The organism is uncultured Chloroflexus sp. (assembly GCF_937951745.1).
Classification (GTDB): Bacteria; Chloroflexota; Chloroflexia; order Chloroflexales; family Chloroflexaceae; genus Chloroflexus.
In genome coordinates this window covers 26985-48297 of sequence record NZ_CALFBQ010000001.1, presented here as the reverse complement: position 1 = coordinate 48297, position 21313 = coordinate 26985, and the positions used below count along the sequence as shown (strand labels likewise).

Here is a 21313-nt window from a genome sequence, read left to right as displayed (position 1 = left end):
AGAACGAAAGGGAAAGGCAAAACGATTCCTACCTCCACTGCAATCTGGGCGGCAGATGTTTCGCTTTGCGGCGGCAATATTAGGCTAGAGACGCCTACTCAATCGCTTGTTGGACAACTGCCGAGCGACCGGCTTAACAAAAAAAGCCTGCGGCAGCATTGCTGCCACAGGCCCAACACCATCCCTTACGAGTTAAACTTCGACCAGAAAATGTTTTCGTACTCTCGCGCCGCCTGATCGACCTTTTCCTTCGACATCAAACGCATTCGCACCAACAAATCGCCAATGCTGAGCCGTTTGCCTTGCTGATCGAGCCGAATCTGCTCGGCTAGCACATCTTCTAATTGAGTAGCGGTAATATAGCCCCGCTCCACCAGATACTCGCCCAACACCTGCGGCGCCGAGCGCGCCCGGCTTCGCTCTTGCTGCTGAATGATCAATGCCTTGGCTAACTTCGCCGGCGTAATCAGGCCTCGCTTGAGCAGCAACTGGCCTAGCCGCCGATCCGATTTCAGCAGACTCTCCCGCCGCTGTTCAGCGAGCATCGCTTGAAGTTCAGCTTCTGTAATTGCGCCAATCGAGACCAAGATATCGCCTAATAAGCGCGGTTTAGGTTGTTCATGAAAATAAGGCGTCTTGACGTCAGACAACAAGCGCATTGTGCGAATTTCATTCAACCGCTGCTGAGCAAAAACATCATCCGGCTGAACCGCTAATCGTGCTTCGAGATACGCAATCTGCAACTCTTCGTCATCAGGCGCCAATATGGCTGCCCGCTCAAGGCAATCCTTTCGTTGACGAGCATCCTGCACTAATTTGCTTAGTGCAACCCAAGCGTCGCGGCATTGATTCCCCTCAAGCAAATGCTTACGAATGCTCGCCATATCGTTGCTGTGCAACGCTACAAAAGCGCACGGAATCGGACACGTCTTCATTGTTTTAGACCCCGAAAGAATTCCCCCGCGCGATGACGATCCTTTGCACTCGTCCACCGCAACCCAGTCCTCATAGCAATAAACGCACGCGACACGAATTTCTCGAAGATAGTTTTATCATTATACCTGCTCGTATCACTGTTGCATAGGAGTGATTATGGATATGGTTGACGCTATTCTCACCGGTATCGGGAATATTGGTCGCACATTCCTCGAAATGTTGGTTGCCGATCCTGACCGGCTGCCGCGCCGGTATGGCTTTCATCTCCGCATTGTTGGCGTCGCCGACTCGAGCGGCGTGGCGCTTGATCCCGGCGGTCTCGATCTCCCGGCGATTATTGATGTCAAACGGCGCAAGTTGGGTGTGGCGGCCTTGCCGTCGTTTCGCCCTGATCTCGATGTGATCACGCTGGCCGAAACCGCTGCGTATGATCTGTTGCTGGAAGCTACCCCGACCAACCTCCGCGATGGCCAGCCCGGCCTCGATATTGTGCGAGCGGCTTTGCGCCGCGGCAAGTCAGCCGTGTTGGCTAGCAAAGGGCCGTTGGTGCTGGCGTTTGCCGAGTTAGCTGCGCTAAGCGATTGGGCCGACGATCTCTCGCCCCGCAGCCCCCGCCCAGCCTTGCGTTTCTCTGGCGCGGTAGGAGGCGCTTTGCCGACTATCAACTTTGGCCGGCGCGATTTGGCCGGTGCCCAGATCGAACGCGCTGAGCTCGTCGTTAACGGCACCACGCAGGTCATTCTCGAACAGATGGCCGCCGGCGCCGATTTCGCCACTGCGCTGGCCGAAGCGCAACGACAGGGGATCGTTGAGCCTGATCCTTCGCTCGATGTCGATGGCTGGGACGCCGCCAACAAGCTGGTGATCTTCGCCAACGCAGTGCTCGGCCAGCCCACGACGCTGGCCGATGTGACGGTACGCGGGATTCGTGACGTTACGGCTGCCGAATTAGCCGCAGCATGGCAGGCTGGCGGTCGTATCTCGCTGGTTGCCCGCGCCGAGCGCCAGCCTGATGGACGTTACGATTTATCGGTAGCTCCCGCTGTCCTTGGCCCCGAACACCCGCTGGCCCGGCTAGCCCACGGCGAAATGGGTTTCGTGATCTCTAGCGATAGCGCCGGGCGCTCGACGATCAGCAGCCTCGAAGATGGCCCCTTAGGGACGTGCCAAGCCATGCTGCGCGATCTGATCGAGATTGTACGCCGCTAAAAGCCAAAGGACCCAGCTCGCCACGGATGCTTACGGTTCGAACGGTTTTTTTCTTCTTTAGCCAGCAGGATGTTTCACCGCCGTTGAGCGTGTGCTTTAGATGCGCTCTCACGGGATCAACCTTAGTCGCCTCGCGCGCGCCACTGCTTGCGTGCGTGAGGCGACGCCCAACTTGCTGAAAATACTGTTAATGTGCGATTTGACCGTACTCACCGCGATCACCAAAGTCGCAGCGATCTCGTGGTTACTCCGCCCTTCCGCCATTAAACGTAACACCTCTATCTCACGCTGGCTGAGGGGGTCAGGCAACGCTGCAGAAGACGCCAGCGCACTTGCCGGTATTGCCGGCGCTACCTCATCGTCATCAAACAACGAGAGCAGATATTCGCCATAGGGCGATAGCTGTTGGCGCGCCGCCAATTGCGACAGCATGAGTCGTAACGGCGCACCGGCTTGAAGAAACGGCGCTACGATCCGCTCGCTCGTCGCAAGATCAAGTGCGGTCAACAGCGCCTCGCTGCCGTCATCACCGACAGCCGCCAATGCCATTCCACGCAACAAAGCTGCATCAAGCGGCGCCAACGCCTGCCAGATCTCGCCGCTGTGCGGCTGGGCCAACTCAGCCGCCAATGCCCGCAAAGCTTCCCCATTCCCGATTGCGCGCGCACTGGTCAGCCGCCATTCATAGCCTGCCCGGGTGATATGCTCGCGGGCATAGAATGCCGCCACCGGCATATAGCGAAACTCCACCGGCTTGCGTAAACGATCGTCGAGCAGTTGCTCGGCAGCGTCGAATTCACCTTGCGCCGTCAGAATCTGCGCTTCCAGCCCATTAAGCACTGCTAGCACCCAATCAACGTTGCGCTGGCGAGCTAAAAAGCGTGCCTGCCGGATCACCCGCAGCGCGCCGTCGGCATCGCCGCGCGCACGCATAATGCGTGCCATCATTATCAAGAGGTTGAAATAACTCGTGGTTTGGCCCGATTTAATCGCGCTCTCGGCTTCAGCCAAGGCCGGTAACGCGCCGGCAAATTCGTACCGTAACCCATGCAGATCGGCCAACGCCAAAAACGGCAAGCCGATGCCGGGTTGTGTGCGACTGCGATTGCGCCGTAACATCTGGTTGATCGTATCGCGGCAGATGCTAATCGCTGCCCCAATCGAACCGCGTAATGCCAGTGTATAGGCGTAATCAACCGTCGCCATCGCTGAAATGTAAGGCAAACCGGCGTTAAACCCGTTGATGCTCGCCTCGCTGAAGGCTTGCTCGGCTCGCACTAGATCACGTTGGGCAAGGTAGGCATAGCCCAAATCTTTCGCCACCCGCATGCGCAATGCCTGATTGTCAGCCTGCAACCATGCTAAGGCCTGCTTTCCTTCGTGGATGACCTGCTCGGTATTCCCTTGCAACAATGCCAACCGCACCCGCACCGCGCTCAATTCGCCGCGCAGATTGGCAATCAACCCAATCGGCGTCGTCGCACCGCTCGCTACCCCCGCCAACGCTCGCTCAGCGACCGCAATCCAGTGGGCCGCGTCTTCAACTTGATAATCAGCCGCCGCCAGCCAAGCGCGCAATAACGCTAAACGTGGATGGCTCTCAAACGCTGCTTCCGGGATTTCCGGCAGCCAACGCCGGAGGGTCGCTTCCCCTACTTGCGAAATAAACGCCAACCCAATCGGCTCCAGCATCGCCACCACATCATCGATCGCCTGCGCGCGCAAAGCGTGATTGACAGCTTGCGTCAGCATGCCATGGGCCGCGTACCATGCCCCTGCCCGCCGGTGGAGTATGGCGATGTGCTCGGCGCTGCTGCCCGCCTCGAGCCGATCCCGCAAGACATCTGCAAACAGGTGATGGTACCGGTACCACACCCGCTCGGCATCCAGCGGGAAGAGAAACAGGTTGTTGCGCTCGATTTCGGCCAACACCAACTGGCTGTACGACTGGTTGTTTTGGCTTGGCGCACTCTGTTCGTGAACGCCAATCACGGCATCGCAGAGCGGCCCGCACAACCGGTCAAGGATCGAGGTCTGCAAGAGAAATTGTTGTAGGTGCGCCGGCAATTGGTTAAACACATCCTCGATCAAATAGTCGGCTACATACCGGTTGCTGGCAATCAATTCATCAACCACCTCGCTCTGATTCGGTCGACTCCGTAATGCTAGCGCGGCGAGATGCAAACCAGCCGGCCATCCTTCCGTGCTCTCGAGCAAAGTCACGATCTGATCACGGCTCAATGGCAATTCCATTACTTCTAACAAAAAGGTGGCCGCCTCTTCTGGATTAAAGGCCAGATCAAAACTGCGCAACTCGGCTAAATGCCCACGCGCTCGCCACCGCGCAAGCGGCAACGGCGGATCGCTGCGGGTGGCGATAATCAACCGGCACCGAGGTGGTAGATGATCGACCAAGAAGGTTATTGCTTGATGAATCTGCCCATCATTGATCAGATGATAATCATCAAAAATGATGACCGTTGGGCCAGCTACTTCCGCCAGATCGTTCAATAATTCGGCAAACCATTGTTCGGCGTCAAGATCAACTTCTGCGCTGATCACGGCCCGCAACCGCTCGCGACGTTCAAACGGAATGTTCGTTAATGCCTCGAGAAGATAGGCAAACAATCGCCGGATGTCATTGTCGGTCGCATCGAGGCTTAACCAGCCAATGTGCGACCACTCCTTGCGCCCTTCTTCGATCCATTCAACTAAAAGTGACGTTTTGCCATACCCGGCAGGCGCATTGATCAAGACCAGTCGGCTGTGTAAGGCATGGCGGAGCTGTTCATAGACCCGTGGCCGGGCAAGGAGCGACGGTCGCACTTCAGGCGGCTGTAATTTGGTGCGCATCAGTGGCATCATGCGCGATCTCCGAGTGGTGATGTGGTTGGTTGCTTGGTCGCTGTGTGATGTAGTCTACCACAGGCGATTGCAGTACGGGGTGTGGTAGGGGAAATCCCCTAATTCTCGAGTAGGAGTAACTCCCTAGTCGCTTTCAGGGTTGCGGGGATGGGCAAGCTCGCACCGGCATGGTTCAATAGCGCCATCAGTATTGTTGTTGCCATGCACACAAGGAGGTGTACCCGGCAGCGAAAGTTCCCTGCAATGACTTGGTTCGCAATGGTGTAGCTTTGCCGTGTTCAAGGAGGACTGTGATGTCGAAGAAGACCTTGTGGTTCGTATTGTCGTTGTTGACGGCGTTTACCTTCCTGTTGAGCGCCTGTGGCAACACTGGCGGCAGCACCGGTGGCAGCACCGGTGGCAGCACCGGCAGCAGCCAGCAACTCGCGGTCGGAATCGTCCTTCCCACTAAAGATGAACCCCGCTGGATCCAAGATGAGACCCGCTTCCGCGAGGCGTTGCAGCAGGCCGGCTATCAGGTTGAAATCCTCTTTAGCCAAGGTTCGTCGGCCAAAGAAAAAGAGAATGTCGAGGCGCTGCTCGCCAAGGGCATTAAAGTGCTGATCATCTGCCCCCACGATGGCACCGCCGCCGCTGCGGCTGCCGCCGCTGCCCGCGCCGCCGGCGTCAAGGTCATCTCCTACGACCGCCTCATCCGCGAGACCGACGCCGTTGACTATTATGTCACTTTCGACAGTATCGCCGTGGGTGCGCAGCAGGCCCAATATCTGGTTGATAATGCCAGCGGCAGCGGCAATCCACTCTACCTCTATGCTGGCGCTGCCTCGGACAACAACGCTTTCCTCTTCTTTGAAGGCGCGTGGAAGGTGCTCCAACCCAAGATCGTCGCTGGCACCTTCGTGATTAAGAATTCGAGCGAGGCCGTCGCGTTGCAGAACAAGCTTGACCTTACCCGCGACGAGATGGCCAAGATCCTCGGTCAGATCACCACCAACTGGGATTTCAACACCGCCAAGAATCTTGCCGAGGCGAACCTGACCGCCGCTAGCGCCGCCGATAAGGGCAAGGTCTACATTCTCGCCCCCAACGATGGCACCGCCCGCGCGATCGCCGATGCCTTCGCCGCCGATAAGGATGTGACCCAGTACTTCGTGACCGGCCAAGATGCCGAAAAGGCGTCGGTGCAGTACATCATCGATGGCCGCCAGTCGATGACCGTCTTCAAAGATGTGCGCACGCTGGTGAAGGATGCGATTAGCGCCGCGGTCGCTCTGCTTGAGAACAAGCAACCTACGTCACGCGGTTCCTACAATAACGGTAAGATCGACGTGCCTGCCATCCAGTCGCCGGTCGTGACCGTCACCCGCGACAACGTGCGCGCTGCTCTGATCGACTCCGGCTACTATAGCGCCAGCGACTTCACCAATCTGCCGTAAACCGCAATTGTTCCGCTCAGATCGGGATGGCCGCATCCCGATCTGAGCCAACGATGACGCCTATTCGCAAGAGGATAACCCCTCTCCTCACCTCACGGCATATCCATATGATGAGGCGGTGCGTGTATGGAACCCCCTATCCTCGAAATGCGCCAGATCACCAAGGAATTCCCCGGTGTGCGCGCGCTCGATAACGTCACCTTTAGCGTCAAGCGCGGCGAAATCCACTGTCTGGTCGGTGAAAATGGCGCTGGTAAATCAACCTTGATGAAGGTGCTGAGCGGTGTGTATCCGTATGGCTCCTACAGCGGCGAAATCTTGATCGATGGCCAGCCCCAACGCTTTTTTGGCATCGCCGATAGCGAACGAGTCGGCATCGGCATTATCTATCAAGAATTGGCCCTTGTGCCCGAATTGACCGTCTACGAAAATATCTTTCTTGGTCACGAAATTAGTCGCAACGGTGTGATCGATTGGAACGAGACCATCCGCCGCGCCAATGAGATGTTGCGCAAAGTGCGCTTAGATGTCAATCCCGCCGCTAAAATCCGCGATCTCGGCGTCGGCAAGCAGCAACTGGTCGAAATTGCTAAGGCGCTTAGCCGTGAAGTCAAGCTTCTGATTCTCGACGAACCGACCGCCGCCCTCAACGAGAACGACAGCGAGAATTTACTGAATCTGTTACGTGAATTGCGCGATCATGGCGTAACCTGCATTCTGATTTCACACAAGCTGAAAGAGGTGTTGGCGGTCGCTGATACCGTGACCGTCCTTCGCGACGGCAAGACAGTTTGCACCCTCGATGGGCACAGCGGCGAGGTGAGCGAGCAAGCGCTCATCCGCAATATGGTCGGGCGCGAGATTACCAATATCTATCCCCCCCGCAACCATCAGATCAGTGATGAGGTGATGCTGGAATTGCGGAACTGGACGGTCTATGCGCCTGAGTTGGGCCGCTACTTGCTACGCGATGTCAATCTCCAAGTGCGTAAGGGTGAAATTGTCGGATTGGCCGGCCTGATGGGTGCCGGTCGCACCGAGCTGGCGCTCAGTCTGTTTGGTAATGCACCCGGCTATCGGCTTAGCGGTGAGTTGTGGCTGAAGGGCCGCAAGCGCGTGTTCCGCCATCCTCGCGAAGCGATCGCCGCCGGTTTGGCCTACGTTTCCGAAGATCGCAAAGCCAAAGGGCTGGTCTTGATCCAAGATGTGCGCCAAAATATTACTCTTGCCAACCTGCAAGCGTTAGCGAAAAATGGCGTCATCGATCGCAATGCCGAGATTCAGGTCGCCGAAGGCTATCGCAAATCGCTCAATATCAAAACACCCACCATCGAACAACAGGTCGTCAATCTCAGCGGCGGCAACCAGCAGAAGGTGTGCCTCGGCAAATGGCTGTTTGTGCGGCCCGATGTACTTATCCTTGATGAGCCGACCCGCGGGATCGATGTTGGCGCAAAATACGAGATCTATCAGTTGATGAACCGGCTGGTCGAAGAGGGGATGAGCATCATTATGATTTCGTCGGAACTACCCGAAGTGTTGGGTATGAGTGACCGAATCTACGTCGTCTCTGGCGGGAGAATGAAAGGTGAACTGCCGGTTGCGGCAGCCACCCAAGAAAAGATTATGGAGCTGGCGGTTGACTATTAGAGTACAACGCGGCGGAGGAGACAATGACGACTCGAGCAGCATTTGTCGCGAACTTGCAACGGGCGTTGGGGCAGAATATCCGCCAATACGGCATGTTCATCGCCCTTTTTGTCATTATGATCATCTTTTCGATCACAACCAACGGCATTTTTATCTCGTCGCGGAACCTCAGCAATCTGATCAACCAGACTGGCTACATTGCGGTGCTGGGGGTTGGGATGACATTGGTCATTGTCATTCGCCATATTGATCTCTCGGTCGGTTTTTTAGCCGGTTTCCTTGGCGCAGTCGCCGCGATCGCCCTCCGCTTCTGGGATCTGCCAACGATTGTGGTGGTGCCAATGGTGCTGGTTCTCGGCGGGTTGGCCGGTCTATTGACGGCGTTTCCGGTCGCCGAGTTGAAGATTCCCTCGTTTGTCGCTTCACTGGCCGGCTGGCTCATCTATCGCGGCGCATTGCAACTGGTCACCGCCGGCACCGGTACGATTATTATCGAAGATGAGACCTTCAACGCGATTGGCAATGGCTTTATTCCTGATGTGCCGTTGAGCATTGTGCCCGGCTACCATACCCTCACCCTCTTCCTCGGCGTGCTCGCCATCGTTGCCTTTGTCATCAGCGAAATCCGCAGCCGCAACAAGAAGCTGGCCTACAATTTCGAGGTCTTGCCCACCGATATGTTTGTGCTCAAGCTGGTCTTTATCTCGGCCTTGATCGGCTTGCTGGCGTGGATTATGGCCGGCTATAACGGCCTCTCGTGGACGATGGTGATCGTGTTGGTAGTGGTGGCGATTTACCACTTCATTACCACCCAAACTGTGCTGGGCCGGCATATTTATGCAGTCGGCGGCAACCCCGAAGCGGCTGAGCTGAGCGGTATCAGCGTCAAGCGCATGACCTATATCGTTTTCGCGTCGATGGGAGTACTTTCGGCCTTGTCGGGCATCTTGTTTGCTTCGCGGTTACGCTCGGCCACCACCACCGCCGGCACCCTGTTTGAGCTTGACGCGATTGCTGCGGCGTACATTGGCGGTGTGTCCGCCGCTGGCGGCGTCGGCAATGTGATCGGATCGATCATCGGCGCGCTGGTGTATGTGTCGCTGACCAGCGGTATGAACCTGATGGGCATTGATATTGCCTACCAGTACATCGTGCGCGGTTTGGTATTGGTCGCCGCCGTGGTGTTCGACGTGACCACCCGCCGCCGTGGTCGTGCGGGATAATAGACTGCGGTAAACATGCCATCGTAGAGCCGCACGGCTGCGCGGCTCTACGATAGCCCGCCCCCCGCGCCGCTCCGCCCCCTCCCGCATCCGCCCATTTGCCCCCAGCCGTTTCTTCGGCGATAATAATTTGTATCCCTTGGCGTCATCACGCCGGTACGTCAACCATGGTGGGGAATGGGCGATGGGAACAACCCGCGTCGTATTGGCCGATGATCATGCCGTTGTACGAGCTGGTTTGCGCACTGCACTTGCCGGCTTGCCTGACTTTGAGGTGGTCGGTGAGGCGGCCACCGGCCCACAACTACTCGCTGCGCTAGCCCAGCATCACCCCGATCTGCTGGTGGTAGATGTGGCCATGCCGGAATTTGATCCGATTAACGCCATCCGCCAGATTCATGCCGATTATCCGGCGATGAAGATTTTAGTCGTCAGCGCCTACGATGATCAATCTTACGTCGTTGGCCTGCTCGCCGCCGGCGTCAACGGTTACCACCTCAAAGACCAACCCCTCAGCGATCTACAACTAGCCGTGCAACGGATTATGGCCGGCGGCAACTGGATCTCTAGCCCGCTCCTCAGCCGTCTCATCCAAGCAGCGCCGCAGTTGGCACACCCTTCGCCGATCAGCCTCACCAAACGCCAACGCGATCTCCTCCGCCTTATCGCCCAAGGTTACGACAACCGCCGCATGGCCCAAGAGATGGATCTAAGCGTCAAGACAATTGAAAATCACCTCACCGCACTCTACCGCACCATCCGCGTGAGCAGCCGGCTCGAAGCCTACCAGTTTGCATTGCGCCATCCCGAATTGCTAGCCGAATCGGGCCACGAAGCAGCCCAAAACCGCGAACTGCCAGCCGGCCCTAGCCCGCTGACCGTGCTGATTATCGACGATAACGAACGCTACCGTGCCCAACTCAAGCGCATGGTCGGCAAGGCCTGCGCCGAAGCGCAGCTTTACGAGGCCGAGGATTGCCATGCAGCGACTCACTTGCTCCGCCAGATCACGCCCGATCTAGCTTTCATTGATGTGATCTTGAACGATGGCGATGGGATTCAATGCCTGCGCCGGGTGAAAAATATTGCCCCCAACATCCGGGCGATCTTGATCAGCGCCTACCCTGACCGCGAGTTTCGCCGGTTGGGGTTGGAAGCCGGCGCGCTGGCTTTTCTCGACAAAAAAGACCTCGATGCGGCCACCGTGCGGCAGGTGGTAGAGGATGCGTTGCGACGCAAGCGGTCGTGATACCACCATACCGCAAGGACGCAAAGATACAAAAACGCAAAGACGCAAAGAATATCATCTGCTTGGCTTAAGACCCCCTGATACCCCGCATCATAACTTTTGCGTCCTCGGCGTTCTTCGCGCCTTTACGTTTTACCCTTCGCGCCTTCGCGTTACTTCACGCCAATACCTTCCGCCGGAAACGGTGCCGGATTGGGTATCTCGATCTGCAATTCTAACCCGCCCCACACTGATGGCCCAATCTGCAAGGTACCGCGCAAGAGCGACACCCGCTCGCTGATCCCGATCAAGCCAAAATGCTTCCGTTCCGCGAGGCGTTGCAAATCGGGCGGCGTCACCATTCCCCTCCCATTATCGGCCAACCGCACCATCACCCCCGCTGCCGAGGTGCGCCGCACCTCAAGCAATACGCGCGTAGCGCCGGCATGCTTGCGCACGTTGTTGAAGCCCTCTTGCACAATCCGAAACACCGCCAATTCAATCGTCTCCGGCCAACGTTCCAGCGGCTCGGCCAGTAGCAACTCGACCTGAATCCCGGTCTGATCGCTCCACTGGCTTGCCAACGAACGCAATGCCGCCGCCAAGCCATGGCTATCGAGCGTGGGCGGGCGCAGATCGCTGCACATCTGGCGCAACACTGCCACCACCTCGCGAATCCCGCGCCGGATGTTCTGCAGTTCGCTCAAGGCTGCATCCTGCTCGATCTCCTCTTCGACGTGTTCGAGCTGGTAGTTGAAACTGAGCAGGTCTTGAATCACTTGATCGTGCAATTCACGCGCCAACACCTTGCGCTCGGCTTCGCGTTCGAGCATCAAACGGTGATGGGCCTCTTGCAACGCCTGATTGAGTTGATCGAGCGCCACCATTTGCTCGTGCAGCCGTTGCACTAGCTCACGGTTGAGCGAGTCTTGCGCGGCGAGGTTGTTTTGCAGTTGCAGTTGCTGTTGCCGTAACTGTTCTGCTTGTTGCTGCGCCTGATAGTAGTTCTCAAAGGCCCAAATCAACGGCGTGACCCGCTCTTGCCGCACCGACCCCACCATCAGCTCGACGATCTCGCGCGGTGTCGTGCTGGCAGTGGCGCGCAACGCCGCTTGCCGGCCTTGGTACAGCACCAGCACTCGGTTGGTGATGGCAAAGATGAGATTGAGGTCGTCGCTACTGAGGATCATGCCGGCCTGCGCCGCTGCCAGCTCGCGCAAGTGCTGCAAGACGGCCTGCTGGCAGGCAAAACTCAACGCCGAGAGTGCCTCATCGAGGATCAGCAGCCGCGCTGGCCGCACAAAGGCCCGGATCAACGCCACCAACTGCCGCTCCTCTTCGGTCAGATCGCTGGCGCGCTGGTGGGCAAGGCTGCCCGGCAAACCAAACCGCTCGATCCACTGGTATGCCGTAGTCACCATTGCCGCCGGATCGAGCCGCCATTTGCCCAGTTCACGCCCTAAAAAGATATTATCTAGCACCGGCATCACTTCGACCAGCAGCGGCGCTTGCGGCACAAACTCGATCCCGCGTCGCTGCGCCGTTTGTGCTGCCCACGTCAAAGGGATGCCATCAACCTGTATCTCACCCGCTGTAGGCGGATAGATCCCGGCCAGCGCCTGCAAGAGCACCGACTTGCCGGCGCTGCGCAGACCTACCACCCCCAAGATGTCGCCGGGGTGCAGCTCAACATTGATCCCGCTGAGGATCGGCTTAGCGGCAAAGACGATATGGAGATCGCGCACGCTGAGCAAGGGTCGCATAGATGTGGCTGTAGTTTTCACTCGTGTAATAGTCTGGCAATTGTGATCCTTATAATCTAAGTATAGCATTCACACCAGTAAGGAAACGTTCTCATGCAACCGGTAAACTACATTCTTATCGACTACGAGAATGTCCAACCCAATCTCGTCGCCCTCACAAACCTTTCCTTTGTGCGCGTCATCACCTTTGTTGGCGCAAACCAGAAACATATCCCGTTCGAGTTTGCCGATGCGATGCAGCGACTGGGTAATCGCGCGATGTACGTAAAGATCGGCGCGAGCGGCGCAAATGCACTGGATTTTCATATCGCGTTTTATCTCGGCATACTGGTGAAACGCGGCGCAAACGCCTATTTTCACATTGTCTCAAACGATACCGGCTTCGACCCGCTCATCCAGCATCTGCGCGAAAAGCGCCTAAAGGTATATCGCTCGGCCAGCATTGATGATCTCCCCTTCTTGCGCAAGAACACCGCAGCCAACGACCAGCAATTAATTCCGGCGATGCCTGCCGCACCTGAATCATCATCGCTGCTCGCTGCCAACGGCGCAAAACCGTCATTAAACGAGCTGTACGAGGTGGTGATTGAACGATTAAAACACCATACGCCCTCACGCCCCAGCACGCTCGATAAGCTGCGCAACCATCTGCCCTCGTTGACTAAACAACAACTCACCGCCGCCGAAACCGAGGCGCTCACGACGATGCTGTTCACCAATCGCCTGATCTCACTCGAAGAAGGTGCGTCGCAACGGTTGCGGTATCACTTATAAGCGCCCAACCGCAACCTTCATTTCGCCCGCGGAAGATGCAAGACAAGATGCTCAAGCGCCAATTGCGGGTTGACGTTCTCGCGCAGTTGTTGGGCAGCAGCAATGATCTGCTGCAAGAAGGCCAGCGCCGTCGCTGGCGTGACCCGCCGGGCCGCTGCCGCTAGTTCGGCCCGCCGATCAACGTTCGTCACCGCTTCGTCACACCCAGCGGCGACGTATACCACATCGCGCCACCAGCTCTGCCACAATTCCAGCCATGCCAGCGCCGTCTCTTGCTCGCCGGCGCGGTACTCTTTCGCCCGCTGCTCGGCCCAGCGCAAACCCGCGCTCAGATCTTGCTCAGCCAACCCGATCAATTCCGCCAACTGCTCGCGCCGCGCTGCCTGCGCTGCCGGATCGGCCAATACACTGATCGCCCACCCGACCCGGCCCCCGCTCCATGCCGCGAGCTCTATGGCCAACTCCGGCGCCGCGCCACGCGCTTGCAGCGCCGCTGCTACTTGCTCGCGCGGCAGCGGACGCAACCGCAGCACCCGGCAACGCGAGACGATTGTCGGCAGTAGTTCGCTGCTGTGGGCCACTAACAACAACGTCGCGTAATCGGGCGGCTCTTCCAGCGTCTTCAGCATCGCGTTAGCCGCCTCTTCGCTCAGCCGTTCGGCATCGTGCAAGATCAACACCCGCCACGCCGCTTCGTAAGGCCGCAAGGCAATATCGCGCTGCCATTCCCGAATCGTTGCAATCTTCAGCTCTTTCTGCCGCGCCGCCTCATCAGCCTTTGCCGCCGCCGCTTGCGTCGCCATTCCAGCCACTCGCACATCAGGATGGCTGCCACGCTCGATCCGCCGGCACGTCCGGCATTGTAAACAGGGATCGCCCATCTGCCGCTCGCAGTTCAACGCCTGCGCCATGCGCAACGCCAACAGCGATTTGCCGATTCCCGGCGGCCCAGCAAACAAGTACGCATGCGCCACCCGGTTCGACCGGATGTTGCTGCGCAACTGCTCAATAGCCCATTCGTGACCGTAAATATCCCACATGGCATTTGATTGGCTAGAGCCGCACGGTGGTACGGCTCTCTATCCACGGCGGCCCGGATCTCTGGCTGCTGTGATCCAACCGATGTTAGATCACAGCAGCTTGCGGAAGGCCAACACGGCATTCACCCCGCCAAACCCAAACGAATTGGAAATCGCCACCTGCAATGCCGCCGGGCGGGCTACGTTCGGTACATAATCCAAATCGCATTCCGGGTCGGGGTGTTCGAGGTTAATTGTCGGTGGAATCAGGCCGTGGTGCAAAGCGAGGATCGTTGCCGCCGCCTCGACCGCACCCGCCGCGCCGGTCAGATGGCCGATCATCGACTTGATCGAGCTGATCGGCACACTGTAGGCATATTCGCCAAACACGTGCTTAATCGCTCGCGTCTCGGCGATGTCGCCAGTCGGTGTGCTCGTGGCATGGGCATTGATGTAGTCAACTTGCTGCGGTGCTAGCCGGGCATGCCGCAAGGCCCGTCGCATCGCCAACGCAGCCCCTTCGCCATCGGGATCGGGGGCAGTCACATGATAAGCATCCGCCGAGACGCCATACCCGATCAGCTCGGCGAGGATCGGCGCGCCACGCCGCTGCGCACTGCTCAGCCGTTCCAGCACCAGCACCGCCGCACCTTCCCCCGGCACAAACCCATCGCGCAGCGCGTCAAACGGGCGCGAGGCCCGCTCCGGCATATCATTGCTGCGCGTGCTCAAGGCCCGCAACACGCAGAAGGCCCCCAAACTTAGCGCCGTGATCGGCGCTTCAGCCCCACCGGCCAGCATCACCTCGGCATCGCCGCGCCGGATCACTTCCGCCGCCTCGCCGATCGCTTGCGCCCCTGCTGCGCAAGCCGTACAAATCGAGGTGGTGTAGCCGCGCAACCCGAGCTGGATCGCAACTTGGCTCGACGGCATATTGGGTAGTGCTGCTGGAATAAAGAACGGACTGATCTTCATGCCCCCGCGCTGGACGAGCGTTGCTGCCGCTTGCTCGACATCAGGCATTGATGTTGTACCGCTCGCGATCAAGACGCCGATCTCATCGCGTGCCATCCGCTCTAGCGGCAACCGAGCATGCTCCACCGCCATGCGCGCCGCCGCCACCGCCATCTGGCTGGCACGCGACATCCGCCGCGCCTCTTTCACATCCATAAATGCCTGCGGCTGAAAGTCGTTGGCTTGCCCGGCGAGCTGGCACGGATACCCGCTCGGATCGAAAAAGGTGATCCGCCCGATTGCGCTCCGTCCAGCCGCTAATCCGGCCCAAAATGGCTCGACGCCGACCCCAAACGGCGAGACGACCCCTATCCCGGTCACCACAATCCGTTGATCAGGCGGCTGCTGATCGTTCGCTCCTGTCTGCGGTTCCACCGCCGGTTCGTTGGCCAGCACCTCGGCTAGCAGCGCCTCGATCTGTGCTTCAATCGCTTCATCTGGCACATGCTCGCGCACGAGACCGAGCAGCTCGGCCCGCAACGCTGCGCGCCGATCCAGTGCTCGCGGGGTCATGGCGTCCCTCCCTCAATGCAATTATTCAAGGTCTGAATTATACCACGCAGCCGCCGCGCCTGTGGTATCATACTCGCCGAAGACGAGTTCAGCACATTCACCAAAAGCAATCATTATGACGCCCGTTTTGCCCGGCCTTATTCGTCCTGAAATTGCCGATCTCGAAGCGTATACGCCGATAGTGCCGCTCGAAGTGCTCGCTGCTCGCCTCAGCTTGCCGGTTGAGCAGATTGTTAAGCTTGACGCGAACGAGAATCCGTATGGCCCTGTGCCGGCGGCGTTAGCAGCGTTGCAACATACCGCAACGTACCATATCTATCCCGACCCTGAACACACTGCGCTGCGCGCGGCGCTAGCCGGCTACACGGGCCGCCCTCCTGAAGAGATTCTCTGCGGGGCCGGCGCCGATGAGTTAATCGATCTCGTATTGCGTTTGATTATCAGCCCCGGCGACGCGATCATCGATTGCCCGCCCACCTTCGGTATGTACCGCTTTGACGCCGGGATCTGCGGCGGGCGGGTGATCACCGTCCCCCGCCAGCCTGACTTTAGCCTCGATCTACCGGCGATCGAGCGGGCGGCTGCCCAAGGTGCTAAGGCGATTTTCCTCACCGCTCCCAACAACCCTACCGGCAACCCGCTGCCGCGCGTCGATTTGTTGCGCATCCTCGAATTGCCCTTGCTAGTGGTGGTTGATGAAGCGTATGTCGAGTTTGCCGAACCGGGCAGGCTACCGATCGGTGCGAGTGATCTGCTCGACCATTATCCGAATCTGGCAATTCTGCGCACCTTCAGCAAGTGGGCCGGCTTGGCCGGTTTGCGCGTTGGCTATGGCCTCTTCCCCCGCTGGCTGATCGAGCAGCTCTGGAAGATTAAGCAGCCGTATAACGTCTCGGTGGCTGCCCAAGCTGCTGCCATCGCTTCGCTCGAATCGGTCGCCGAATTGCACCAGCGCGTGCAAGCCATCGTCGCCGAACGCGAACGGCTCGCTACCCGTTTGCAAGCCTTCCCCTTCCTTACCCCCTTTCCCAGCGCTGCCAACTTTATCCTCTGCCGGGTTGAGGGGCGCGATGCCCGCGAACTCAAGCTCGCGCTCGAACGGCGCGGCGTGCTGGTGCGCCATTACCGCACCCCGCTGCTCAATGGGTATATCCGCATCAGCGTTGGCACCCCCGCCCAAACTGATGCTCTGCTCGCTACCCTCGCCGAGGTGTCGCAATGACTGCATCGCTCGAATCTATGCTGGTGTTTGCCCGTCAGATCGCCCACGAAGCCGGTCAGATTACCCTGCGCTATTTCCAGCAGGGTGTCACGATTGAACGCAAAGCCGACGAATCACCGGTGACGATTGCCGACCGCGAGGCCGAACGTTACCTGCGTGCAGCCATTACCACTGCCTACCCCGATCACGCGGTGCTCGGCGAAGAAGATGGTCTGAGCGGCAGCGAACATGCCACTTTTCGCTGGGTGCTCGACCCGATCGACGGCACCAAGAGTTTTGTCCGCGGTGTGCCGTTGTACGGCGTCCTGATCGGCCTGCTCCGCGATGGCGAGCCGGTGCTCGGCGTGATCCATATTCCCGTCCTCGGCGAAATGGTCACGGCGGCGCAGGGTTTGGGATGTACGTGGAATGGCCGGCCATGCCGCGTTTCCAACGTCTCGTCGCTGCGCGAGAGTCTGGTCGTCGGCACAATTGCCCACGGCTACGAGCAGTATGGCCGCGCCGAAGCCTTCCAGCGCATCGTGCGCCGCGCCGGTCTGTTCCGCACGTGGGGCGATTGCTATGGCTATGTGCTGGTGGCCACCGGTCGCGCCGAAGTCGCGCTCGATCCGCAAATGAATGTGTGGGACGCCGCCGCGCTCTTGCCGATTCTGACCGAGGCTGGCGGTGCATATACCGATTGGCAAGGCGTGCCAACGATCTACCATCACGAAGGCATTGGCAGCAACCGCCACGTCTTGCCCGAACTCTTAGCGTTGATTACTGGTGAGGAGTAGTATGAACGCCGACGACTATCAGCGCTTGGCCATGCGCACCTTGGCCGCCGGCCTGTCACCCCAAGAGCGGCTGGTGAACGCTGCGCTTGGCCTCAATGGCGAAGCCGGCGAGTTTGCCGACACGGTGAAAAAATACCTCTTCCACGGCCACCCGCTCGACCGCGACGCCCTGACTAAAGAATTGGGCGATGTGTTGTGGTATGTGGCGCTGGCCTGCGATACCCTTGACATATCGCTCGGCACAGTGATGGCGGCCAATATCGAGAAGTTGCGCCGCCGCTACCCGGAAGGATTCAGCAGTGAGCGAAGCCAACAGCGCAGTGAGTGAGATCCGTCGCACCACCATCGATCGCATCACCGGCGAGACGAGTATCTCGCTGACCCTAACGATCGACGGCAGCGGGCAGGCTGATGTGCAAACCGGGATCGGGTTCCTCGACCATATGCTTACCTTGTGGGCACGCCACGGTCTGTTTGACCTCACCGTCCGCGCCCACGGTGATCTGCATGTTGACGAGCACCATACCGCCGAAGATGTGTGTATCTGTTTGGGTCGCGCCATCGATCAAGCCCTTGGCGCGCGCGCTGGCATTGTCCGCACCGCCCATAGCTTCGTGCCGATGGATGAAGCGCTAGCGTTGGTAGCGATCGATCTGGGCGGGCGGCCCTACTGCGTGGTGCAAGCCGATTTTGTTACGCCGCGCGTGGGCCAGCTCGGCACCGACCTGATCGCGCACCTCTTCGAGAGCATCGCCTTTCATGGCCGTTTCAACCTGCACGCGCAGATCTTGTACGGGCGCAACGACCACCACAAGATCGAGGCGCTGTTTAAAGCCTGCGGGCGCGCGCTTGATGCCGCCACCCGCATCGATCCGCGTCTCGGCGGCGCGGTACCGAGCACGAAGGGGGTCTTGTAAGATTCCGTTCATCGATAGTGGGCGCAACCCCCCACGAGCGCTCATTCCCCAACCACTACCCGCTCCCCTGCCCAAGCGCGGGGTTGGGGGTGAGAGTCGCTGCCCCCACTTAACCCATGCAACTGGATACCCTGCCCTTGAGGAGGTGCTATGATTGGGTTCGTCACTGCGGCTGTACTAAGCTTCGTGCCGGCCTTCATCTACGCCAGCATCGCCTATTGGCTCGACCGGTTTGAAAAAGAGCCGCGCCGCCTGCTATTCGGTGCGTTTCTCTGGGGAGCGTTTGTCGCCACCTTAGGCGCAATTGTCTGGACGGGAATAGTCCAAGCGTCGTTAGCCATCTTTATCGGCGAAGCCTCGGCCGAAGTGGCCGGCACAACTTTGCTCGCGCCACTTGTCGAAGAGAGCTTGAAGGGCATTGCCGTCGTCATCATTATGTTCGCCTTCCCCGAAGAGTTCGACTCACGCCTCGACGGCATGCTCTATGCGGCGATCACAGCGCTCGGCTTTGCGGCCACCGAAAATCTGCTCTACCTCTACTTTTTCGGCTATACCGAGGATGGGTTTGGCGGTCTTATCACGCTCTTTGTCCTGAGAGTGATTTTGGGCGGCTGGGGTCACGCCGTCTATACCGCATGGATCGGCTTAGGGTTAGCGATGTCTCGCCTGCACCCCAACCGCATCGTGCGCCTCATCTCGCCCTTTGCCGGCTGGCTGCTCGCCGTCTGCCTTCACGCCTTGCACAATACCATGGCGGTCTTTTTGGCCGGTGAATTTGGCTTAACCGGCCTCGGCCTCACCCTGCTGGTTGACTGGTCAACGTGGGTGGTCGTTTTGGGGTTAGTGATCTGGGAAATCCGGCGCGAACAGCATCACATTGCAACGTACTTGGCCGAAGAGGTCTCTGCCGGAATTATCTCGCCATCGCAGTATTTCGCAGCCAAATCATTCAGCGGCCAACTTCGCAACCGGACGCGCAGCGCCACTGCTCGCCGCTTCTATGAAGCATGCGCTGAACTGGCCCACAAGAAACACCACCTCGCTACCGGCGTCGGCAATCATCGCAACACTATCGCCCGCATCAATCAACTGCGCCGCGAGATTGCGCAACTCGCCCCTGAGGTGCCGGCAGTGTAGACCTACCCGCGCAAGTGTTCAGCGATCCGGTGGCGCGTGCGCCGGTATGAGCGGTGGCACAATTCCAGCAACAGTCGTTGTTCGGCTTGTACCCGCCGTCGCTCCGCTTCACACTGTTCAGTATGCATAATCGCTGCTTGCAACTCAGCCGCCATCGCTGTGAGATCTGCCAATGCCTGCTCAGCAAATGGCGGTTGGGGATGCATCAAGCTTAGTACCGCAGCCAGCCGGCGTAAACTATTGAGCAGATCGGTCGCTGTCAACGCCCCCGCCGCCGAGTCAGGTTCAAAGAGTTGCAAGTACGACGCATCAGTGCCGACCACCTCGATCACTTGCCGGCGCACATGGGCATACAAGCGTTGCGCGCGCACCTCACACTCCCAACGCACCGCTAATGCTGCCCGCCACGCCGCAAGTGCCGCCGCGCTTTGCTCTTGCTGTTCAGCCAAGATTGCCTGTAGCTGGGTATGATGTACGAGCTCTTCTTCGGCAAATGGCAACCGGTGGCGTAATTGATCGAGCAACGTGATGATTTGGTTGAGGGGATCAATAGGTGGGGTTTGAAGCATAATCGCTGTCACGGCAGACCTCACGGCGTTCAGGACGATGGCTACGTCACTGTTATCGTAGAGCCATGCTGCGCGCGTCGTCTATAGTACAACGGGTTGATTTTGCTCTAGGACTACTACATGTCGTCGTTGCGCTACGTCGCATCCAGATTGCCGTCGTGATCGTCAAACTGGTAAGAGCTTTGCGCCGCATGCTACACTAAAGCTAGCGACAAACGATAGAAAGGAGATAGTGATGGGATTGCTCGATCAACTGAGTAAAACCATTTCGCAAGTCGGTGATCGGGCCAAATTCGAGGCCGAGAAGTTTCAGAAGACCACCCGCTTGCAAGGGGAGATTAACGAGTTGCGACGCCAGATCGATCAGAAGCTGTTGGAATTAGGCCAGCGGGCCTACGATCTGCAACGGGCCGGCCAGATTCATGCCCCCACCTTGGCTGAATTAGCGGCAAAGCTTGATCAACTGCGAGCAACGTTAGTAGCCCGTGAGGAAGAGCTGAAACAGGCGCAGAATGAGGTGTACATCGAGCCTGCCCCAGTAACGCCGCCGCCAGCGCCTACCGTGCAATCGGTACCGATCAGTGAAGCTTCACCGACCGCTGCCGGCCCCAAGATATGCCCGCAATGCGGGTTTCAGATGCCGGCCACCGCGATCTTTTGCCCAAGCTGCGGCACCCGCGTAGGCTAGTAGGGGCAGGTTACAACCAGCCCCTATCTCACTACTCCATGAAAAACCCCTTCTTCACACCATTGTGAAGAAGGGGCAATAGTATAGATTATTGGCTGGGGGACAGGGATTCGAACCCCAACTACCTGGGCCAGAACCAGGCGTTCTACCCTTAAACTATCCCCCATTATGGTGCCGAAGGTGGGATTTGAACCCACACGAGGTCACCCTCACTACGCCCTGAACGTAGCGCGTCTGCCAGTTCCGCCACTTCGGCATGGCACGGTTTCCCGACGCGACCATATGATACTACGCTCCCCCTACTTTGTCAAATGATTGGCGCAAACACCGCAGTGCGCTAACTGCAGCGTAATGCGCTTCTGGCACGCTGCTAC

At 58.6% G+C, this 21313-nt stretch carries 18 protein-coding genes and 2 tRNA genes; 12 read left to right on the top strand and 8 right to left on the bottom strand.

Annotated features, from left to right (window positions below):
* Positions 1-185: 185 nt before the first annotated feature.
* The gene (locus Q1A59_RS00225) at positions 186-884 is read right to left on the bottom strand and encodes a hypothetical protein (protein WP_298407717.1); all 699 of its coding nucleotides are present in this window, start codon (positions 882-884) and stop codon (positions 186-188) included.
* Positions 885-1092: 208 nt separating this feature from the next.
* On the opposite strand from Q1A59_RS00225, the gene Q1A59_RS00220 reads away from it, so the two are divergent.
* On the top strand, positions 1093-2145 hold the full coding sequence (locus Q1A59_RS00220) for a homoserine dehydrogenase (protein WP_298407706.1): 1053 nt from the start codon (positions 1093-1095) through the stop codon (positions 2143-2145).
* 108 nt (positions 2146-2253) lie between these two features.
* Here the strand turns inward: Q1A59_RS00220 and Q1A59_RS00215 are convergent, their stop codons facing one another.
* Entirely contained in the window at positions 2254-5010 is a 2757-nt protein-coding gene (locus Q1A59_RS00215) for a LuxR C-terminal-related transcriptional regulator (protein WP_298407695.1), read from the bottom strand.
* A 293-nt stretch (positions 5011-5303) separates the two neighbouring features.
* Between Q1A59_RS00215 and Q1A59_RS00210 the strand changes: the two genes are divergently transcribed.
* The 4 genes from Q1A59_RS00210 to Q1A59_RS00195 all read left to right on the top strand — a co-directional run bounded on the left by Q1A59_RS00210 (position 5304) and on the right by Q1A59_RS00195 (position 10568).
* Entirely contained in the window at positions 5304-6446 is a 1143-nt protein-coding gene (locus Q1A59_RS00210) for a sugar ABC transporter substrate-binding protein (RefSeq protein WP_299643306.1), read from the top strand.
* 126 nt (positions 6447-6572) lie between these two features.
* Entirely contained in the window at positions 6573-8096 is a 1524-nt protein-coding gene (locus Q1A59_RS00205) for an ATP-binding cassette domain-containing protein (RefSeq protein WP_298407672.1), read from the top strand.
* 23 nt (positions 8097-8119) lie between these two features.
* Positions 8120-9319: a sugar ABC transporter permease gene (locus tag Q1A59_RS00200; RefSeq protein ID WP_299643302.1), complete on the top strand. Its 1200-nt coding sequence runs from the start codon at positions 8120-8122 to the stop codon at positions 9317-9319.
* A gap of 184 nt (positions 9320-9503) precedes the next feature.
* Positions 9504-10568, top strand: a complete 1065-nt coding sequence (locus Q1A59_RS00195) for a response regulator transcription factor (RefSeq protein WP_298407651.1) — start codon at positions 9504-9506, stop codon at positions 10566-10568.
* 152 nt (positions 10569-10720) lie between these two features.
* On the opposite strand, the gene Q1A59_RS00190 is transcribed toward Q1A59_RS00195, so the two are convergent.
* On the bottom strand, positions 10721-12310 hold the full coding sequence (locus tag Q1A59_RS00190; protein ID WP_299643300.1) for an ATP-binding cassette domain-containing protein: 1590 nt from the start codon (positions 12308-12310) through the stop codon (positions 10721-10723).
* Positions 12311-12403: 93 nt separating this feature from the next.
* Between Q1A59_RS00190 and Q1A59_RS00185 the strand changes: the two genes are divergently transcribed.
* Positions 12404-13084, top strand: a complete 681-nt coding sequence (locus Q1A59_RS00185) for a PIN domain-containing protein (protein WP_298405155.1) — start codon at positions 12404-12406, stop codon at positions 13082-13084.
* A 17-nt stretch (positions 13085-13101) separates the two neighbouring features.
* Here Q1A59_RS00185 and holB read toward each other — a convergent pair whose 3' ends face one another.
* Positions 13102-14124 (bottom strand): DNA polymerase III subunit delta', encoded by a 1023-nt coding sequence (holB, locus tag Q1A59_RS00180; protein WP_298405158.1) that lies wholly within the window; start codon positions 14122-14124, stop codon positions 13102-13104.
* A 90-nt stretch (positions 14125-14214) separates the two neighbouring features.
* Entirely contained in the window at positions 14215-15630 is a 1416-nt protein-coding gene (gene fabF / locus Q1A59_RS00175) for a beta-ketoacyl-ACP synthase II (RefSeq protein ID WP_298405162.1), read from the bottom strand.
* 115 nt (positions 15631-15745) lie between these two features.
* Here fabF and hisC point away from each other — a divergent pair, with 115 nt between their 5' ends.
* The 5 genes from hisC (at position 15746) to Q1A59_RS00150 (ending at position 19682) form a co-directional block, all read left to right on the top strand.
* Positions 15746-16852, top strand: coding sequence for a histidinol-phosphate transaminase (gene hisC / locus Q1A59_RS00170; protein ID WP_298405165.1), 1107 nt, complete (start codon positions 15746-15748; stop codon positions 16850-16852).
* Positions 16849-17628 carry an inositol monophosphatase family protein gene (locus Q1A59_RS00165; RefSeq protein ID WP_299643295.1) on the top strand — a complete coding sequence of 260 codons (780 nt, stop codon included), beginning with the start codon at positions 16849-16851 and terminating at the stop codon, positions 17626-17628. Before hisC ends, Q1A59_RS00165 begins: the two co-directional genes overlap by 4 nt.
* 1 nt (position 17629) lies before the next feature.
* Positions 17630-17956, top strand: a complete 327-nt coding sequence (locus Q1A59_RS00160) for a nucleoside triphosphate pyrophosphohydrolase family protein (protein ID WP_298405171.1) — start codon at positions 17630-17632, stop codon at positions 17954-17956.
* Entirely contained in the window at positions 17928-18545 is a 618-nt protein-coding gene (gene hisB / locus Q1A59_RS00155; RefSeq protein WP_298405174.1) for an imidazoleglycerol-phosphate dehydratase HisB, read from the top strand. The genes Q1A59_RS00160 and hisB overlap by 29 nt, the downstream gene beginning before the upstream one ends.
* A gap of 150 nt (positions 18546-18695) precedes the next feature.
* Positions 18696-19682, top strand: a complete 987-nt coding sequence (locus Q1A59_RS00150) for a PrsW family intramembrane metalloprotease (protein WP_298405179.1) — start codon at positions 18696-18698, stop codon at positions 19680-19682.
* Between the two features lie 2 nt (positions 19683-19684).
* On the opposite strand, the gene Q1A59_RS00145 is transcribed toward Q1A59_RS00150, so the two are convergent.
* Entirely contained in the window at positions 19685-20263 is a 579-nt protein-coding gene (locus tag Q1A59_RS00145) for a hypothetical protein (RefSeq protein ID WP_299643290.1), read from the bottom strand.
* Between the two features lie 223 nt (positions 20264-20486).
* Here Q1A59_RS00145 and Q1A59_RS00140 point away from each other — a divergent pair, with 223 nt between their 5' ends.
* Positions 20487-20939, top strand: coding sequence for a zinc ribbon domain-containing protein (locus Q1A59_RS00140; protein WP_298405185.1), 453 nt, complete (start codon positions 20487-20489; stop codon positions 20937-20939).
* A gap of 92 nt (positions 20940-21031) precedes the next feature.
* Here the strand turns inward: Q1A59_RS00140 and Q1A59_RS00135 are convergent.
* Both Q1A59_RS00135 and Q1A59_RS00130 read right to left on the bottom strand, forming a co-directional pair.
* Positions 21032-21105: transfer RNA gene (locus Q1A59_RS00135), tRNA-Gln, on the bottom strand.
* 3 nt (positions 21106-21108) lie between these two features.
* Positions 21109-21195, bottom strand: a tRNA-Leu gene (locus Q1A59_RS00130).
* Between the last annotated feature and the right edge of the window lie 118 nt (positions 21196-21313).

Excerpts from the sequence above, each read along its gene's own strand:
- Q1A59_RS00225 (WP_298407717.1), bottom strand. The coding sequence starts at position 884 with ATGGCGAGCATTCGTAAGCATTTGCTTGAGGGGAATCAATGCCGCGAC.
- Q1A59_RS00220 (WP_298407706.1), top strand. The coding sequence starts at position 1,093 with ATGGATATGGTTGACGCTATTCTCACCGGTATCGGGAATATTGGTCGC.
- Q1A59_RS00215 (WP_298407695.1), bottom strand. The coding sequence starts at position 5,010 with ATGATGCCACTGATGCGCACCAAATTACAGCCGCCTGAAGTGCGACCG.
- Q1A59_RS00210 (WP_299643306.1), top strand. The coding sequence starts at position 5,304 with ATGTCGAAGAAGACCTTGTGGTTCGTATTGTCGTTGTTGACGGCGTTT.
- Q1A59_RS00205 (WP_298407672.1), top strand. The coding sequence starts at position 6,573 with ATGGAACCCCCTATCCTCGAAATGCGCCAGATCACCAAGGAATTCCCC.
- Q1A59_RS00200 (WP_299643302.1), top strand. The coding sequence starts at position 8,120 with ATGACGACTCGAGCAGCATTTGTCGCGAACTTGCAACGGGCGTTGGGG.
- Q1A59_RS00195 (WP_298407651.1), top strand. The coding sequence starts at position 9,504 with ATGGGAACAACCCGCGTCGTATTGGCCGATGATCATGCCGTTGTACGA.
- Q1A59_RS00190 (WP_299643300.1), bottom strand. The coding sequence starts at position 12,310 with ATGCGACCCTTGCTCAGCGTGCGCGATCTCCATATCGTCTTTGCCGCT.
- Q1A59_RS00185 (WP_298405155.1), top strand. The coding sequence starts at position 12,404 with ATGCAACCGGTAAACTACATTCTTATCGACTACGAGAATGTCCAACCC.
- holB (WP_298405158.1), bottom strand. The coding sequence starts at position 14,124 with ATGTGGGATATTTACGGTCACGAATGGGCTATTGAGCAGTTGCGCAGC.
- fabF (WP_298405162.1), bottom strand. The coding sequence starts at position 15,630 with ATGACCCCGCGAGCACTGGATCGGCGCGCAGCGTTGCGGGCCGAGCTG.
- hisC (WP_298405165.1), top strand. The coding sequence starts at position 15,746 with ATGACGCCCGTTTTGCCCGGCCTTATTCGTCCTGAAATTGCCGATCTC.
- Q1A59_RS00165 (WP_299643295.1), top strand. The coding sequence starts at position 16,849 with ATGACTGCATCGCTCGAATCTATGCTGGTGTTTGCCCGTCAGATCGCC.
- Q1A59_RS00160 (WP_298405171.1), top strand. The coding sequence starts at position 17,630 with ATGAACGCCGACGACTATCAGCGCTTGGCCATGCGCACCTTGGCCGCC.
- Q1A59_RS00150 (WP_298405179.1), top strand. The coding sequence starts at position 18,696 with ATGATTGGGTTCGTCACTGCGGCTGTACTAAGCTTCGTGCCGGCCTTC.
- Q1A59_RS00140 (WP_298405185.1), top strand. The coding sequence starts at position 20,487 with ATGGGATTGCTCGATCAACTGAGTAAAACCATTTCGCAAGTCGGTGAT.